This is a genomic window from Kitasatospora sp. NPDC059088 (assembly GCF_042738155.1).
Lineage (GTDB): Bacteria > Actinomycetota > Actinomycetes > Streptomycetales > Streptomycetaceae > Kitasatospora.
In genome coordinates this window covers 4139-19551 of record NZ_JBHYGR010000057.1, presented here as the reverse complement: position 1 = coordinate 19551, position 15413 = coordinate 4139, and the positions used below count along the sequence as shown (strand labels likewise).

Annotated in this window: 13 protein-coding genes; 9 read left to right on the top strand and 4 right to left on the bottom strand. The window is 70.4% G+C overall.

Going from position 1 to position 15413, the window contains the following annotated elements; translation table 11 throughout:
- Positions 1-692 precede the first annotated feature (692 nt).
- Both ACFWXO_RS24590 and ACFWXO_RS24585 read left to right on the top strand, forming a co-directional pair.
- The gene (locus ACFWXO_RS24590) at positions 693-2030 is read left to right on the top strand and encodes a hypothetical protein (RefSeq protein ID WP_380525948.1); all 1338 of its coding nucleotides are present in this window, start codon (positions 693-695) and stop codon (positions 2028-2030) included.
- 257 nt (positions 2031-2287) lie between these two features.
- Positions 2288-2713 carry a hypothetical protein gene (locus tag ACFWXO_RS24585; RefSeq protein WP_380525947.1) on the top strand — a complete coding sequence of 142 codons (426 nt, stop codon included), beginning with the start codon at positions 2288-2290 and terminating at the stop codon, positions 2711-2713.
- Between the two features lie 102 nt (positions 2714-2815).
- Here ACFWXO_RS24585 and ACFWXO_RS24580 read toward each other — a convergent pair whose 3' ends face one another.
- Complete coding sequence (locus tag ACFWXO_RS24580) at positions 2816-2947, bottom strand: hypothetical protein (protein ID WP_380525945.1); 132 nt, start codon at positions 2945-2947, stop codon at positions 2816-2818.
- 346 nt (positions 2948-3293) lie between these two features.
- On the opposite strand from ACFWXO_RS24580, the gene ACFWXO_RS24575 reads away from it, so the two are divergent.
- On the top strand, positions 3294-3683 hold the full coding sequence (locus tag ACFWXO_RS24575; protein WP_380525944.1) for a hypothetical protein: 390 nt from the start codon (positions 3294-3296) through the stop codon (positions 3681-3683).
- A 13-nt stretch (positions 3684-3696) separates the two neighbouring features.
- A complete protein-coding gene (locus ACFWXO_RS24570; RefSeq protein ID WP_380525943.1) occupies positions 3697-3870 on the top strand; it encodes a hypothetical protein in 174 nt (57 codons plus the stop codon).
- Between the two features lie 617 nt (positions 3871-4487).
- On the opposite strand, the gene ACFWXO_RS24565 is transcribed toward ACFWXO_RS24570, so the two are convergent.
- Positions 4488-6716 carry a hypothetical protein gene (locus ACFWXO_RS24565; protein ID WP_380525941.1) on the bottom strand — a complete coding sequence of 743 codons (2229 nt, stop codon included), beginning with the start codon at positions 6714-6716 and terminating at the stop codon, positions 4488-4490.
- Between the two features lie 169 nt (positions 6717-6885).
- Positions 6886-8076 (bottom strand): hypothetical protein, encoded by a 1191-nt coding sequence (locus ACFWXO_RS24560; RefSeq protein WP_380525940.1) that lies wholly within the window; start codon positions 8074-8076, stop codon positions 6886-6888.
- Positions 8077-8253: 177 nt separating this feature from the next.
- Here ACFWXO_RS24560 and ACFWXO_RS24555 point away from each other — a divergent pair, with 177 nt between their 5' ends.
- Positions 8254-8898: an SAVED domain-containing protein gene (locus ACFWXO_RS24555; protein WP_380525938.1), complete on the top strand. Its 645-nt coding sequence runs from the start codon at positions 8254-8256 to the stop codon at positions 8896-8898.
- Between the two features lie 94 nt (positions 8899-8992).
- Here the strand turns inward: ACFWXO_RS24555 and ACFWXO_RS24550 are convergent, their stop codons facing one another.
- Entirely contained in the window at positions 8993-9436 is a 444-nt protein-coding gene (locus ACFWXO_RS24550) for a hypothetical protein (protein WP_380525936.1), read from the bottom strand.
- Between the two features lie 636 nt (positions 9437-10072).
- On the opposite strand from ACFWXO_RS24550, the gene ACFWXO_RS24545 reads away from it, so the two are divergent.
- From ACFWXO_RS24545 to ACFWXO_RS24530, 4 genes are all read left to right on the top strand, one after another.
- Positions 10073-10699, top strand: coding sequence for a DNA-binding protein (locus ACFWXO_RS24545; RefSeq protein WP_380525935.1), 627 nt, complete (start codon positions 10073-10075; stop codon positions 10697-10699).
- A gap of 7 nt (positions 10700-10706) precedes the next feature.
- Entirely contained in the window at positions 10707-12935 is a 2229-nt protein-coding gene (locus tag ACFWXO_RS24540) for a hypothetical protein (protein WP_380525933.1), read from the top strand.
- Positions 12932-13639, top strand: a complete 708-nt coding sequence (locus tag ACFWXO_RS24535) for a helix-turn-helix domain containing protein (RefSeq protein WP_380525931.1) — start codon at positions 12932-12934, stop codon at positions 13637-13639. Before ACFWXO_RS24540 ends, ACFWXO_RS24535 begins: the two co-directional genes overlap by 4 nt.
- A 121-nt stretch (positions 13640-13760) precedes the next feature.
- Positions 13761-15413, top strand: a 1653-nt coding sequence (locus ACFWXO_RS24530; RefSeq protein ID WP_380525929.1) for a DEAD/DEAH box helicase family protein, incomplete at its 3' end; no start/stop codon positions are given.

Here is a 15413-nt window from a genome sequence, read left to right as displayed (position 1 = left end):
CCGCCACCGCCGCCGGACAGATTGGCTGTTCGGTCGTGATTCCGCTGCCGTCACCCCGACGGCCGGCGACTGCTGGAAAGGATTTCATGGTCTGCCGGCGCGGCCGGCCGCCACCAAGCCGTCACGTATTCGGCCATCTCGCGCAGTCTGAAACCTAGGGCCTTCAACGGCCGTGGCGCTTTGACTGTTTGCGCGCCGGCGGGAACGGCCCTATGAACCATGGGGGGCAGGCGATCGCCGGCATGACAGAAGAGAATCCAGCGGGTGGCTGGCGGTGAGCTGGAAGGAGGAGCTTCGATTCCGACAGCCGATCCGGCAGCGTCCGTATGATCCCCGACCGCATCCAGCACGGGCACGGAACGCAACCAATCGGAAAACAGGGAGAAAGCGAACCGCCCTTATCAGGTTTGCATCGCAACCACGAAGGACGAGACCGAAGACCGAAGAGGCGGTGCAGGGCCCTCTCAAGGGCGACGCCGGCAGCCGCTGTCGCCTTCGGCGGCCCAGTGACGGCCGCCGTGTCCGCGCATCCTGCCGACCGCGGGGGCGCCGTCGCGAGGACGGGCGGCGGCGTGAGGCCTGAACAGGCCGAAGGACGACCACGGAAGACCAATTTCTGGCCGGCTCAGGGCACTACGCCGGTTCGATCCCGAGTGGATTTACGTGCCACCGGAAAATAGGGGGGACCACCTTTGAAACGCGTCAGTCGACTGCTGGCGGCTATAGCCGCACTCGCCCTCACCGCAGCCCTTCTCACCCTGGGCTCCTCACCGGCCGCCGCCGCAGGCCCCAAGCCTGCCGCGTCGGGCCCGGGCATCGAGTACACGGCCCAGCCCGGCGACGTTGCTCAGCGCAGCACCAACGGCAAGGGGACGGCGGAGATGCCGATCTTTCCCGACAACCCCGCGGGCACCGAGTGGTTGAACGACTGTCTCGGTTCGTCGGACGCCCAAAACCCAGGCGGTCGCGTCTACAACCGGTTCAGGTGGTGCCAGGAATACGAATTCAAGAACAGGTACTACAAGAAGGTGGACGGCAAGCCCGTCCTGAAGGGCACCAACACGATCAAGTTCCAGGCCGCCGCCATCGGCTACAACGACACCCGCGCCACCCGCGTCTTCTTTCGCGCCAAGACCGGCCAGGTCAACTACGACGGGTGGAACTTTCTGGAGAAGCGGACCGTCGCCCCGAACCTGAAGCTGGAAGTCACCCCCGAATGCGTTCCGGGCGCCAATCAACCCACGACTGCCACGTGCGGCGTCGGGCGGTCCCCGGCGAAGATGGAATGGGCCCAGTGGAGCAACTTCCCTGACTGGGTCTACTGGGACGTCTCCTCCAGCGGTGGCGAGGGCCAGGACCAAGTCGCCTTCCACCAGTGGCGCTTCTACATGGACGGCGCGAGCCCGGGATACGAGCAGAGCACCGAGCGCGGCGAGGGCCCCCCGATCGGTATCCGCTGCGACTCGGCGGACTACTTCACGCAACGCAACAAGAGCTACCCGCACGCCTGCATCTACACCAACGCCTTCCCGGTGCTGACCTACGGCGACAACCGTCCCAACATCCGCCAGCACATCCGCGACGCGCAGAACGCCCCGGCCACCGACGGCGTCACCTACCCCAAGGAGAACCACCCCAAGAAGGTCCCCGGCAAGTGGTCGCCGACCGCCGGGTCTCGGGGCGCGCCGCTGCACCGCGTGGTGAGCCGAGGGAAGGGCGGTGCGATCGCCCTGGCGAACGAGCAGGTGAAGAAGGCGGCATGCGGACAGAAGGACGGGGCCAACCCGTGGGGCCCGGACTACAACGCCGCGACCGGTCTTCCGCCGTACAACACCTCGGTCGAGGACTGCGACGAGTACCCCTTCAGTTCCACCTACGAGGGCGCATCGTCGATCGAATGGGACTTTTCGGTGCGCAACATCGCGAACGGCGAGAACCGGGGGGCGGGCACCGATCTCGGCGACTTCTACGTCGACGACCGGATCCTGGCCTGGCCCCTGGAAGATCCGTACTGGGTGAACGTCGACTGACGTCACGCCCGGTTGATCGCCGGTGGTACAAGTGCGGCCACCGTCCCTACCTCCCCCGGGGCGGTGGCCGGATTCGGCCGGTCGGCGACCGGGGCCTTCCATGGACGAGATCGCCGATTCGTTCGCACAAGCGGGGACGCCTGCCCGAGACTGGCATGCACCCGAGAGGCGAGGAGGACGTTGATGAGCGACTGGCAGGTGTACGAGAGCGGCGAGTGGACCGTCCTGGCCAAGGATCCTGTCCCAGGAGGTAGTCGGTGAGCGCCCCCCGGTTCATCGGCCACAGGGTAGTGCTGTCGGCCGTCGTGGTGTTCTGGTGGGCTGTCAACGTGCCGTGCGCGGCGGCCGGGCTGATCGCGCTCGGCACAGCGTGGCCGATCAGCTGGCTGGCCGCGATCGTTCTGCCGACGAGCGGGATCTCCTGCGCGCAGTTGCTGCACCGGATCGACGCCTCGGGCGGCCGCACCGCAGGAAGCCGCCTGATCACGGTCCTGCTGCTGTTCGTGATGGCCGTCGGGTTCGCGGGCGTGTCCTACCCCGTCGGAAACCCGGGCCGCCTTTCCTGGTACATGACCGGCTTCTCCGCCGCGGTCGACGTCCTGGTCGCCTACCAGTTCCCGCGTGTCATCATCGCGCTCGCCCACACCCGCTCGGATCGCGGCCAGGACACGGCAGCTGCGTAGCCGGGTACTGGCCACCCAGCGGCGCTGGCCTGTGGACACTGAGGGGGACCGGTCGCCGTCCGGGCCCCCGAGCGGGCGGCGGGCCGGTCCCCTGTCGGGGTGTCAGTGCCAGGTGATCTCGATGTGCTGGACCAGGGCCAGCAGCAGGGTGACGGCCAGTGCGGCGCCGGCGTTGGCGAGGACGGCGCCGGGCATCCGGCCGGGGTCGCGCCAGGCCGGGCGCCGTGGGCGCACCGTGGGGGAGTGCCGGGGCGTGGTGGTGGTGCGCGGTGCCGGGCGCCGGAGCCGCGGCCTTCCTCCACACAGCCCACCGCGTTGTTCGTGAACGTCATCCCGCCGTCCAGCGACACCACCGAGGACGCCGGACAGACGTCCACCGGCACCGGTCCCGTCGTCTCCGCGACCAGGGCGGCCCTTCCCTGCGAGAACCCACCGGGAACCAGCCGATCCACGGGGCACCCCCCTGGGCACCTCTGGATCCCTTCCCGCAAAGGATCTTCCATTCTTAGTCTTACCCCAGGCAATGAGGAATGGGGTCCTGGCCGGAACCGTTCCTCCGAAGCGTATGGAGAATCTGCAAATGAAGCGCGCCATATCCGGCATAATTTCTACTGCCCTGCTCGGCGGTATTCTCGTGACCGGCACTGCGGGTACAGCGTTCGCGACAGGCCAGCCCGTTGGGAGCCGAGCCGTCATAACTGAGGTCAAGGACGTATCCCCCATCGCCCAGGTCGACCCGGTCGGCGAGCGGCGGTCAATGTGTCTATGGAAGCATGATGAGAACGACTGCGCATCGCTGCTGGTAAGCAAAAAGATGACTGACATGGTGAAGAATTGCCTTCTCAAGGCCGGGATCGGCGGAGCGGGGGCATTCGTTATCGGCAAGTATGTCAGCAAGGATGTTGCCAAGGATATCGCGGCAAAGGTCGTCGGCGCTGGGGCGACAGCCTGCCTGTCATCCTTCTCGTAACGGCGAGCATGCAATGGCGATCAAGATAATTGCCACGCTCGTCTGGACGGCTGGGCTCATCGGGGTTGTCAAGCTGCTGAGCGGAAACGACTTGGCGCAGTGCGCCGCCATCTTCGTTCTGAGTGGCCTCTATGCCCTGCTGATAGACAAGTTGCCCTCGCCAAGGGATCGCGACGAGGGCAACTGATCGGAACCAAGGTGCGCACTCCAGCCCCCGGCCGATTTCTGGCCGGGGGCTGGAAGAAGTTCCTGGACAGCCGGCGCAGACAGGACAGCGGGCCTCACGCTCGGCTGCCTTCTCACGGTCTATCAGGTCATGTCCGACGGCCTTCCGGCCCTCGGGGGAACGTCATCCGATCACCGCTGGAGTTTCCAGGCCAGTGCCGGCACGGCGCCGACCGGGAGGGCGAACAGGCCCACCAGGATGCGGTTGTGCAGGGTGTACGGCAGACCCGCGACCACGGGTGCTCCGTCCCGGCTGCTTTGAAAGATCTTGTCGATTGATCATGTGTTGACCATTGGACTTGCAGGATCCGGGACTTTGAATCTTGGCTCCCGGGCCTGCGGTTTTGCTGTCATGATCGACATTTCAAGGCCTGTGGCCTGTTGCTTTGCAGAATCTGGGACTGCTGTTCAGTCCGGTTGGGAAAACCCACAGGTATGAGGGTGGGATCGCCTCAACGCTGTTGATCTTGATTCGCCAGGATGACCACCTGAACGCCTCCTCATGTCGGCTCGTGTGTGCGTGTCCTTGGACTGCCGCTGGTTCGGCCGAGTCGGCTCGGGTGCTCGCAGCCGGCTGGTTCAGTCCATGGTGAACGGCTTGCCGTCGAGGGTCAGGACCTTCGGGTCGGTGCCCAGGCCTGTCAGGAGGAGTACTTGGGGGCTGCTGGCGCCGTGTGCCGCGTCGCCTTGGAGTTGCTTGTCGATGGCGTCGATGGTCGCCTGCTTCCAGGCGTTCTTGGGAGTAGCCAGGACCAGGTGCGTCGCGCCGAGTGTGCGGCATCCGTTCAGGAGCTTGTTGAGCTCGGTGAGGGTCGCTTTCGCGGAGTCGGCGAGGCAGTCGTTCTTCTTGGACTCGCCCAGGAAGAGTCCCTCGACGGTCGCTGCGGCGAAGTCGAACTCCACGACGGCTTTGCTGTTTTGGACCAGCTCGAACTCCTCGGTGACAAGGCAGGCGCCAGCCCACGCCTTCGAGCGGAGGAACTGGGTGGCGAGCAGGTCGTAGTTGCCGTCGTTGGCGATCAACTCTGTGATCGCCGGGTGCAGTTCGTAGAACCAGGTGGGCTCGTTGCGGGCTGGCTTCCACCGTGGTTGCTCGAGCGTGTTGCTGCTGCCGCAGCGCCGGCAGGTGTATTGCTGTGCCACTTCGGCGATGGGGTAGAACTCGACCCGTGGGCAGTCGTGGCAGCCGAGCACCAGTCCGCGGCGCAGGAGCCCGCAGGTGCTCCACGCGTCGATCCGCGCCCGTAGCTCTGCCTGGGCCCAGTCGCCGGAAGCGGCGGCGATGGCCTCCCACGTCAGGAACACCCCGGACTTGAGCTCCCAGGCACTGTTTGCTGGAAGGGCCGAGCGGTTGTGGCCGGGCAGCCAGTGCGACAGCAGCGCCCACGGCGCTGGTGCGGCCAGGGCTTCGACGGCAGAGCGTGACCCGAGCAGCCGCCTCGCGACTCGGGCTCGTTTCCCGGCGGGGCTGGGGCGTACCTCGTCGGGCTCGGCGGTGAGGCGCAGAATCCGCTCAAGGGAGGGCCAAACGAGTCTGGGCCCGGCGAGGGAGCCGGCCAGCGACGCACCGGCTGGGACGAAGTCGACCCGGGTGGAGGCGTAGGTGATCCCGCCGTCCGCGGCTCGCACGAATGTCTCCCGCTCGTCGCCGGCTGCTACCAAGCTGGGGCCGAACAGGTCGGAAAGGGGCGGGACGGGGTGGCTGGTGGAGATCATCCCCACCTGCCAGCGGTGCCGTGCCGCGTCGAGCGGGGCAGGGACCTGGATGGGCATCCGCACGGCCGAGACCAGGGATCCGTCCGAGGTCTCCTCCATCGGGAGGGACAGCGGCATGTCCCAGGCGTTGAGTAGCGCGACCTGGTCGCGGCCGGTCGGCCGGAGCTCGCCGGGGGAAACGATCGTGACCGGCATACTGTCCTCGCCGTGCATCCGGATGCCGCGGGCGTTCCAGCGGTCGGTCAGATGAGCGCGGATTTCCTCTTCCGACAGGGATGCGCTGACCACGGTGACCGGCTCTGGGCGCCGGGAGAGGGGCAGATGACGCCAGGCCAGCGCGCTCCCGGGCAGCCAGCGCGCGGCGCCGTAAACCTGGCGGGCGAGTTGGGCCAGCGCGAAGTCCTCGGGCCGCTCGCCGAGCACGACGACATCGCTTGACCGGTCCGTGTCGTAGCCGCGGTGGATTCGTGCGCACAGCGCGGCGGCCGTATCGAAGGGGCTTGCTGTGTCGTCGGCGTTCCACGGGGTCCCGGCGACCTGCGCGAGCCAGTCCGTGTCGGACTCGGTAGCCTGCGCCTCGTCGCCGGCCGCCGCGAGGAGGACACCGAGCCGTGCTGCGGCGGACAGGGCTGCAGGCGTGCGGATCTGCCCGATCGGCACGCCGCCGGTCGGCTGCGAGGTGACGTCCTTGAGGGCGGTGAAGCCGCTTTTGTCGGGATCGTCAGCGAGGTGGAACAGCCAAGGGTGGGAACGGTCGAAGCTGTTGACGCCGTGCGCCGCCCGCAGCCGTTCCGCGGCTACCTGCAGGGCTGCTCCATCGGCGTGACCGTCCCAGGTATCGCGTGCCAGCAGCTCCTTGTTAAAGGAAAAGCTCTGCTCATCCAGGTCGAGTCCCCTCAGCTCCCGTTCCAGGATGCCTGGATGAATCAGGTCAGCCGTCGTCCACGTGGGCTGGTATTCCAGGATGTGGTCGGGCTGGTATCGGGAGAGGAAGGGCGCGAGGGCCGCATGACTTGCGGCGCTGACCGGGACGACGGCGCTCGCGCAGCCTCCCCAGACCTTGCCGACTGCGCCCAGCGCGGCTGCTGACATCGCCACCCAGTCCTCGCCCTCGGGGGGCGAGGACCAGCAGCCTGGGAGGGCGGACGAAGGACTGTAGCGACAGGTAGGAGAAGGCCACCTGTTGATCCTGCCAGGTGCGGGGAGCCGGCGTGCCGTAGGCAGGCAGGTCCAGCCCGCCCAGCGCATTTGGAAGGCCGTACTACGAGTGCGACTGTTCCGCTTCGTCCAGCCTCGCCTGGTCCTGCGAGCTGCTGTGCCGGTGGTTGTCCCGGTCGCTGGCGGCCGGTTCGGCCAGGGCAGGGAGGCAGTCGTATGTCGGGTCGTTGTAGCCGGTGAGGATGGTCTGCAGGAGTTCGCGGTCGATGGCTTCGGTCTGCTGGAGGATGCTGGTCTGCGCGGCTTGGCACAGCAGTTGGTTCAGGGCGTGCATGGAGCCGTCGGTGCGCTCATGCAGGTAGGCGGCCAACTGCACCAGGGTGCCGGGCTGGTGTTTGTACAGGCGCAGGTTCTTCTCGGCGTCGTCGAGGACGTTGCACCACTGGTCGGGTTCGGCGGCGGTGTAGGGGACTGGCCTGACCCACAGCGTCGGGATGCCCAGCGGTGCTGGCTTGTCGATGCCGGCTGCGGGGGCCTTGCTGCGGTGGTCGCCGAGGGCGCGGTGCAGGATCTCCTGCGCGCCGATGCCGCAGAACAGGAAAGTGATCCTCGGCAGGGCGTCCTGGAGGTGGAACAGGTAGTCGAACGCGGTCTGCCGTTCGTTGTCCCTGATGTACTCGATGCCGTCGACGATGACCAGGCGCGTGCCGGCGCGTTCCATGACGCGTGTGATGGGCCCGGTCATGTCGACGGAGCGGTGGTTCATCGTCTCGGGCGAGCGGGAGTGCTCCAGACCGAAGTACTCCGCGAACGGCAGAGACCAGTGCAGGGCGTCGCCGCGGTCGTGCGGCACGTGGATGTACACCACCGGGTGCCGGTCCGTGTCCGGGGGGAAATGGTGGTCGACCAGGCCCTGGAAGGCGAACCCGATCCTGGCGGCGAGCAGCGACTTGCCGGCAAGGCGCGGGCCGTCGACGGCGAAGTTCGGGCTGCGGCCGGGGGAGTCGTACAGGTTCTTCACCAGCATGGTCCGGGCGAGGTGCACTCCTCGGGTGAAGTCGTCGGTCTCCAAGGGCAGCAGAGCGCCGTGGTAGGCCAAGCGCGGGTCGGTCAGCCGCACCTTCGTGCCCAGGGGCGCGCTGTCCTGGAGGCTCGGCGGGGTGACAGTGCGTCGAGCCCGGGCGAGGAAGCCCTCCTTGGTCGCCAGCGGCCCGGGATCGGCCAGGTGCAAGGAGTGCGGGGCGGCCTTGGCTGCGGCCTCCGGGCGGGCGTGGGCGCGGACACGGTCGTTCATGTGATCTCCTCGTCGCCGAACGGTGCCGGGCTGTCGCTGTCATCGGAGGGCGGGGCGAGGCTGCGCAGGAACAGGTCGGTGGCGCGACCGGAGAACGTGCGCGAACGCCACCGCCGCGGATCGGGAGCCTTCGCCGGCCCCGGTGGGGCCGCGTCGGTGTCCGCGTCCGGGGGCGCGTTGCCCACACTGTTCGCGCCCGCCGGTGCGGGCGAAGCGGGCGGGGACGACTGGGGATCGGCCAGGGCCGCGCTGGCGAACAGCAAGTGGGCTGGGACGTTCAGCGGCCTGGTGGGGCGCACCCGGGCCGGCAGCATCCGCCTGGCCCCGGCCTTCCTCGTCGGCACCGCCTTCCGCATGGTGACCGGCGCCGACCTCGCCGTCATGCAGCGCGGACAACTCTGGTCCACCAGCGACCCGTACGACATCACTCTGGCCCCCGGCGCCCAGGAGTACTCCGTCGAGCAGGGCGGCGAACTCGCCGCCGCCATCGCCATCGCCACCGACCCGACCAAGGACGTCATGGCGTACCTACGCGAGCAGCACGTCCCCGTCTCCAAGCTCATCGTCCTCACCCCGCCCGGCGGGCCCGCGAAGGACGGCTCTGTCGCCGACAGCACGGCCGCCAACGCCCTGGCTGTCGGTATCCGTGACCACCTGCGCGGCGTGACCCGCCCGGTCCGGCGCATGCACCTCTTCCTGGCCTGCCCGATGGGACTCTCCCTCTTCCTCGGCCACCGATGGAACCGGCTGTGCCAGACCGTGGTGTACGAGGACATCAAGGTCGACGAGGGGTACGAGCCGGCCTTCACCATCGAGGCCTGACACACAACCAGCTCCGAGTAGGGGACGGGCTGGGGCCATCGCGGTGCCCGGGTGCCGCGGCTGCCGGGCACCGGCCAGGTGGCCGTGCACGCTACTACACGCGGTGGCCGGCGCGGGCGAGCTCGCCGCGCACGTCCTGGTCCATGACCTGGCGGACCTGGGCCGCCACCTTCTTGGCCTGCTGGTACATCGTCTTAACGGGGACCGCACCCCCCGGGCCCTTGACCTGGAGACCGTCGAAGGCGGCGGCCAGGCGCAGCAGCCCGGAGACGATATGGGCCGCGCCTTCGGCCGTGTGGCCGATGTCCGAGTCGAGGACGTGGCCGATCTCGGCAGCGGTCCGGGCCTGGCGCAGGTGCAGGACGGTGGCCCAGTCCTTCCCGCCGTTGACCATCTTGTTGGCGGCGGCGTAGCCGTGCAGGACCGCCGGCACGGTGTTCGGGCCCTTGGCGACGAGCTCCGCTTCGATGGCACCGAGAAGAGCGCCGAGAACGTCATTGGACCGCCGCCCGGGGCTGGCGGCCAGGACGGTCGACACCAGGTGGTTGGCGTCCTGCGGGTCCGTCAGATCCAGCGCGGGGTTGGAGGCTGGGGCGGGGTCTTCCTCGAAGAGGTGGGCGGCCCAGTCTTTCGCGCGCTGCTCCCTCTGGTCGCTGTCGGCGCCGGTGACGACGACGTGCTTGGGGTGCTTGTTCGCATCGACCAGCGAGATCTGTGGCGGCTAGTAGACGTTGGGAGCGTGCAGGATGACGGGGCCAGGTGACCGGCGCAGACGACTGGTTCCGAGTCGAGGTGCCGGTGGATCACGAACCGCGCCGGCTCGGGGCAGCGCTCACGGTCAGTGGGGCCGCTGCGCTGCACCTGGCAGAGCTCGGCCTGGGGGTGCGGTGATTCGACCATGTCCGCAGGGTGACAGGCCCCTGCCCGGCCAGCCGCAGCCGTTTCCGGTGGGTCCTTGCGGCTCGGCCCGCTTCCCACTGGACAGCGGGGCCGCCGGGGGCGGCCGGACGGTCCCCCGAAGGGCCGGTGGTGAGCGAAGGCGCGGGCGTTGACGACACCGCTCAACATGCTTGTACGACTTACTAAAAAGGCGTGGACGGTGTCGGTGGGGGAGGCGTAGAGTCGCCTAGCGTTTTAAGTTAGATGAATAGGCGTGGAGGTTGTGGGTGTGTTCGTGACGACCGGTCAAGCCGGGACGGCACTGGGGTGCTCGATCCCGACGGTGAAGAAGCTGATGGCCACCGGCGTGGTCCCCGGCGTACGCGAGCAGGGTCGCCAGGTGTTCCCGCTGGCCGCGCTCCAGCAGTTGCAGGCCAGGCCCGCCGCCGACCTGACCGCGTTCGGAACGGCCGAGGTCGCGGTGCTGCGCTCGGACGCCCCGGCGAAGGTGGACGAGCCGGACCGCGAGTGGATCGGCTTCGGCACCGGCCTGGACCAGGCGCAGCTGCTGGCCGCGCTGTCCGGCTGGTGGCGGTGCGACCCGGCCCGCGTTTCGGCCGGCGGAGTTCTGCCGGTGACGGTGGCCGGGTTCGTCGTCGCCGTGCTGACCGGTCTCACCGAGTGGGAGGCCGACGGCACCGTCGGCACCGCAGGGCGGTACCGGTTCCCGAAGGCCAGGCTGGCCGGCTACCTGACCGACCTCACCGCCCCCGCCAACGCCGCCGACCTCACCGCCCCCGAGGACGCCCGACTGGCGGGCCTGTTGCTCGGCACCCGCCTGGCGTCCGTGTCCGGCGGCCCGATCGCCTACGTCCCCACCCGCCAGACCACCACCGACCAGCCCGCCACCGAGGGGGAGTGACCCGCTGATGGACCGCAAGACGTACACCGCCGAGCTCGCCGGTCTGCGCGAGCTGCGCACCGAGATCACGGCCGCCGAGAAGCGGGTCGCGGCCGCGCAGAAGGAGCTGGACAAGCTCACCGCCCAGCGCTCGCGCCGGGTGGCCGGGCTCGCGGGGTACGAGGGCGCCCAGGCGCCGGCCATCGCGAAGGCCGCGGGCCTGTCGGTCGGCGACGTCGTGCGGATCGCCCCGCTGCTGGACCCGACCCCGGCTGCCGTCCGCGCCGCCAAGGCCGACGACCAGGCCGCCGCCGCTCCCGCCCAGGCCCCGGCGCCCGTGGCCGAGCCGGTCGCCGAGCCCGCCGTCGCGGTCGCCCCGGCGCTGACCCGCCCGGCCCCCGTGCTCGAGCAGCCGGCCCCGGCCGCCCCGGTAGCCGAGGCGCCGACCGAGGTCGAGGACCAGGCCGCCGCCGTCGAGCGGCCTGCCCCGGCCGCGCTGGTCGTCCCGGCGGCCTCGGTCGCTCCGGTCGCCGCGGTGGAGCGTCCGGCCGTTGCCGCCGGTCCGCGTGAGCTGCCCACCCTCCCGGAGGGTCCAGCCGGGGCCCGGTTCGAGGCCGTCACCACGGGCCTGGTGTCCAAGCGTCCGAACTTCGTCCAGCAGGCCCGGGCCACGGTGTTCCTGGACGCGGCGGCCGGGATGCTCGCGGTCCGCGACCAGGTTGTCCGGGTCGACCTCGGCGCCCGCACGCCAGGGGAGATCCTGGACGCCGTTCTGGCCACCGCCCCCGGCACGGAGCGCATCTACATCACGGCCGGCGCCCCGTGGCACGACGGCGCCGAGCGCTACAGCACGCTCAAGGACGCGGTCGCGGCCTGGCTGAACACCCCCAGCGAGCGGTGGACCACCGCCGTCGGCTCGGGCCGGGACAAGCTCGCCGGACACTTCGTCCACCAGCGCCAGCCCGTCGGCCGCTACGCCCCCGCGAGCGCCCCGGACAGCGCCACCACCGAGATCCGGAGCATGGGGGAGTGGTTCGACCCGGACGGCGCCGACGTCGTGACCTGCCGGCAGGCGTTCACGCTGCTGTGGCAGGCGCTGCGCCGCCACTGGGACGACGCCGTGCTGATGGGCTCGCCGAGCCAGACCGGCCGGGACCTGTGGTCGCGCACCATTCCGACCACGGGCAAGTGGGCCGGGGGTTACCCGGTGCTGTCCGAGGAGCTGCGGGGTCTGCTGCACGCGACCGGCGGGCAGGGCCGCACCGAGCTGATCCTGCCCCCGCGTGTGCCGGAGCAGCTGCCCGCTCTCGTCGAGTACGACCGCACCTTCGCCTACGCCAAGCACTTGTGGAAGAGCCCGGTGGGCACGCCGCGCCGCGTCACCGCCGCCGCGTTCGCCGCGATGACCGAGGCGGAGCAGACCAAGGCGCTGATGTCCTGCTCGCACTGGAACGTGCGCGTGACCGTCCCGCAGGGGTGGAACCACGTCGGCCTGCTGCCCGCGCCGGTGACCAGGGACCGCGCCTGGGTCTACCCGTCCGAGCCGGGCACCACCTTCACCACCTGGGCGGGCGGCGCGGAGATCCACCTCGCCCTGTCGAACCACATCGCACCGTGGCGGATCGAGGTCCTCGGCGGCCTGCTCTTCGAGGACGGCAAGCCCTTGGATGAGTGGGGCAAGCGCCTCAAGGCCGCCTGGGCGGACCTGACCAACCTCTCCAAGCTGCACGGCGACGAGCGCCAGCGCACCGCGGCCTACCTCGCCTCCCGCGCGGTCCGCAGCGTGCTGCTGTTCGGCCTGGGCGGCTTCGCCCAGCGCCCCCGCCTGGTCTCCGGCACCACCCCGCTCGGCGAGACCCTCCCCGCCGGGGTCGAGATCCTCGGCCAGGACGACCAGGTGGTCACCTGGCAGCGCCAGGCCGGCTTCTCCCGCGACCCGTACGCGCACCCCGAGTGGGCCGCCTACGTGTGGTCCGGGGCGCGGGCGGCGCTGCTGGACATGAAGTACCGCCAGGGCAAGGACGTCATCGGCTACGCCGGTGCCCTCCACGCGAAGCCGGGCACGGTCGTGTACTTCGGCACCGACGGCATCGCCCTGACCGAGTGCCAGCCCTGGCCGTACCGGGGCGAGCCCGGCGACTACCTCCTCAAGGGCCACCTCACGGGCCCCGTCGAGCACCCGACCAGCCAGGAGCAGTACCTCAAGCTGCGCGGCCTGGGCCGCGCCGAACTCGCCGAGAAGGGAGCTGACCAGTGAGCCCGGCCGACCCGAACAACCCGAACGAAGCCGCCCAGTTGACCCAGGAACTGCTGGACCAGGGCTACACCAAGCGCCAGGTCGCCAGGATGCTCGGCCGCGACACCTCGCTGGTCTCGCAGTTCTTCACCAAGGGCAAGGGCGCGAGCATGGTCAACGCGCTGCGCCAGGTGGTCCGCGCGGTGCGCGGCGGCGAGCGGGACGAGGAGGCGTTGTCCGGGATCGCCGGGGCGAACACCAAGCGGCGCACCACCAAGACCGGGCAGAAGGCGCGGGTGCGGGGCAAGGACACCGTTGGCGAGGCGGGCGGGTCGATGGCCGGCCGCGCTGGGAAGCAGGCCATCAAGTCCGGCGCCTCCCACCTCGCCCCGGTGGTGCACGAGACCGGGCAGGCCGGAGGCCGCCTGGCCTTCACGGTGAGGATGAAAGCCAACCAGTACGTCTACTCGGCCGGGTCGGAGAAGGACTCCGGCGGCGTCCGGCGCGGGTTCATCCCCCGCGCGGACGGTACCGAGGAGCGCACCTACGGCTCCGCTTCCACCGGCGGGTTCGACGCTGCTGAGTGGTCCCAGCGGGTCGCGGACCACCACGGCGACGTGACCGAGGCGATGCGGGAGTGGCTGGTGGAGACCGGCCGCGCGGTCGAGGACGCCGACATCGCCTACCTCGAGGTACGAGGTTGGATCCCCGAGGACCAGCAGTAGGTCCGGTCGGCCTCTCCCCATCCATGACCTGGCCCCGGGGAGAGGCCGCCCGCCCCTGACCCTTCCACAGCCCCGCCCGCCCCGCCGAGCCGTCTCAGCATCCGAAGGAGAAACCGCCGCCGTGGAGACCACCACCGCCACCGAGGCCGACGTGCCGGCCGCGTTCCGCGCCGCATCCGGGCAGCCGGTCCCGGCGCAGCCGTCCGGCACCGCCGCGGTGAACCCGCTGCCGCTGCACTGGTTCCAGAAGGACGCCGTCGCGGCCGCGGTGCGCGAGGTGAAGGACGGCGGCCGCGCCACGGTGGTCGCCGCGACCGGCTCCGGCAAGACCCTCATCGCGGCCGGCTGCGCCCGCCGTCTCGCCGCGCGGGGCCGGGTGCTGGTGCTGGTGCCGACGATCGAGCTGCTGGAGCAGACCGCCGAGGCCTGGTCGCTGCGGGGCGGACGCCGCGGGCTGGCCGTGGCGGCGTGCTCGCGCGAGGAGGCGCTGGAGAGCGCGGAGGCCGGCGGCCGGATCCACGCCGAGGTGACCACCCAGGCGGCCCGGCTCACCGACCTGGTCAACGGCGCCCCCGACAACCAGCCGGTCACCGTCTACGCCACGTACGCCTCGCTGGAGCGCATCGTCCAGGCCCACCAGGGCTGGGGCCTGACCCGGTGGGACCTCGTGATCATCGACGAGGCCCACCGCACCGCAGGCGCCGAAGGGAAGGCGTGGGCCGCGATCCACAACGACGCCCAGGTCCCGGCGAAGCGCCGGCTGTACTTCACCGCCACCCCGCGGATCGCCGACGACCGGCGCGCGAAGGACGGCCTGGCCGACCTCGCCGACGGCGCCGACACCGAAGGCGCCGAGCAGCTGCCCGCGCTGTGCTCGATGGACGACGAGAGCATCTACGGCCCGACCGTGTTCACCTGGACCCTCGGGCAGGGCATCGAGCACGGCTACCTCGCCGACTACCGGGTGCTCGTCCCGGTGGTGACGGACGAAGACCTGCGCGAACTGCTCAACCTCCCCGCCGTCGCCGACCTGCGCTCCCAGCGCAGCAACGAGGAACTCCTGCGCCTCGCGTTGCAGATCGCGGTGCTGCGCGCGGTCGCGGACCTGGAGCTGCGCCGGGTGATCACGTTCCACTCGCGGGTGACCGGGGCGCGGGAGTTCGCGGACAGCCTGCTTGCGGCCGCGGAGCTGTTGAAGGACCCGGACCGGCCGGAGCGGATCTGGGCGAAGGCGGTGGCGGGCACGGACCGCCTGCGGGACCGCCGCCAGGCGTTCGCCGAGTTCAAGGCCCACACCGGCGAGGACGGCGAGGAGTGCGGGATCCTGTGCAACAGCCGCCTGTTGACGGAGGGCGTCGACGTCGCCGCCGTCGACGCGATCTGCTTCGCCGACCCCAAATCGTCGGTGATCGACATCGTCCAGGCCGTCGGCCGGGCGCTGCGCCAGTCCTACCGGCAGGGCAAGGTTTCGTGGGTCATCATCCCGGTCTACCTGCCGACGCCGGAGGTCGGTGACGACGGCACCGCGGCCGCGGACCCGGCCGAGGTCCGCGACGCGGGTGCGGCGGTGCGGGCGGAGGCCGACGCCGAGATCGAAGCGTCGTCGTTCCGGACGATCTGGCGGGTCCTGCGGGCGCTGGCCGCGCACGACGCCCGGGTGGTCGGCCGGATCACCGAGCTGCGCGGGACCCGTTCCCAGGACGCCGCGCACACCACCACCCCGGCCTCGCCCTCGGGCCAGGCCGCGCGGGGGGCGGGCGGGCCCGCGGCGCCC

Coding starts and splice junctions, on each gene's coding strand:
- ACFWXO_RS24575 (WP_380525944.1), top strand. CDS start 3,294: ATGAAGCGCGCCATATCCGGCATAATTTCTACTGCCCTGCTCGGCGGT.
- ACFWXO_RS24570 (WP_380525943.1), top strand. CDS start 3,697: ATGGCGATCAAGATAATTGCCACGCTCGTCTGGACGGCTGGGCTCATC.
- ACFWXO_RS24565 (WP_380525941.1), bottom strand. CDS start 6,716: ATGTCAGCAGCCGCGCTGGGCGCAGTCGGCAAGGTCTGGGGAGGCTGC.
- ACFWXO_RS24560 (WP_380525940.1), bottom strand. CDS start 8,076: ATGAACGACCGTGTCCGCGCCCACGCCCGCCCGGAGGCCGCAGCCAAG.
- ACFWXO_RS24540 (WP_380525933.1), top strand. CDS start 10,707: ATGGACCGCAAGACGTACACCGCCGAGCTCGCCGGTCTGCGCGAGCTG.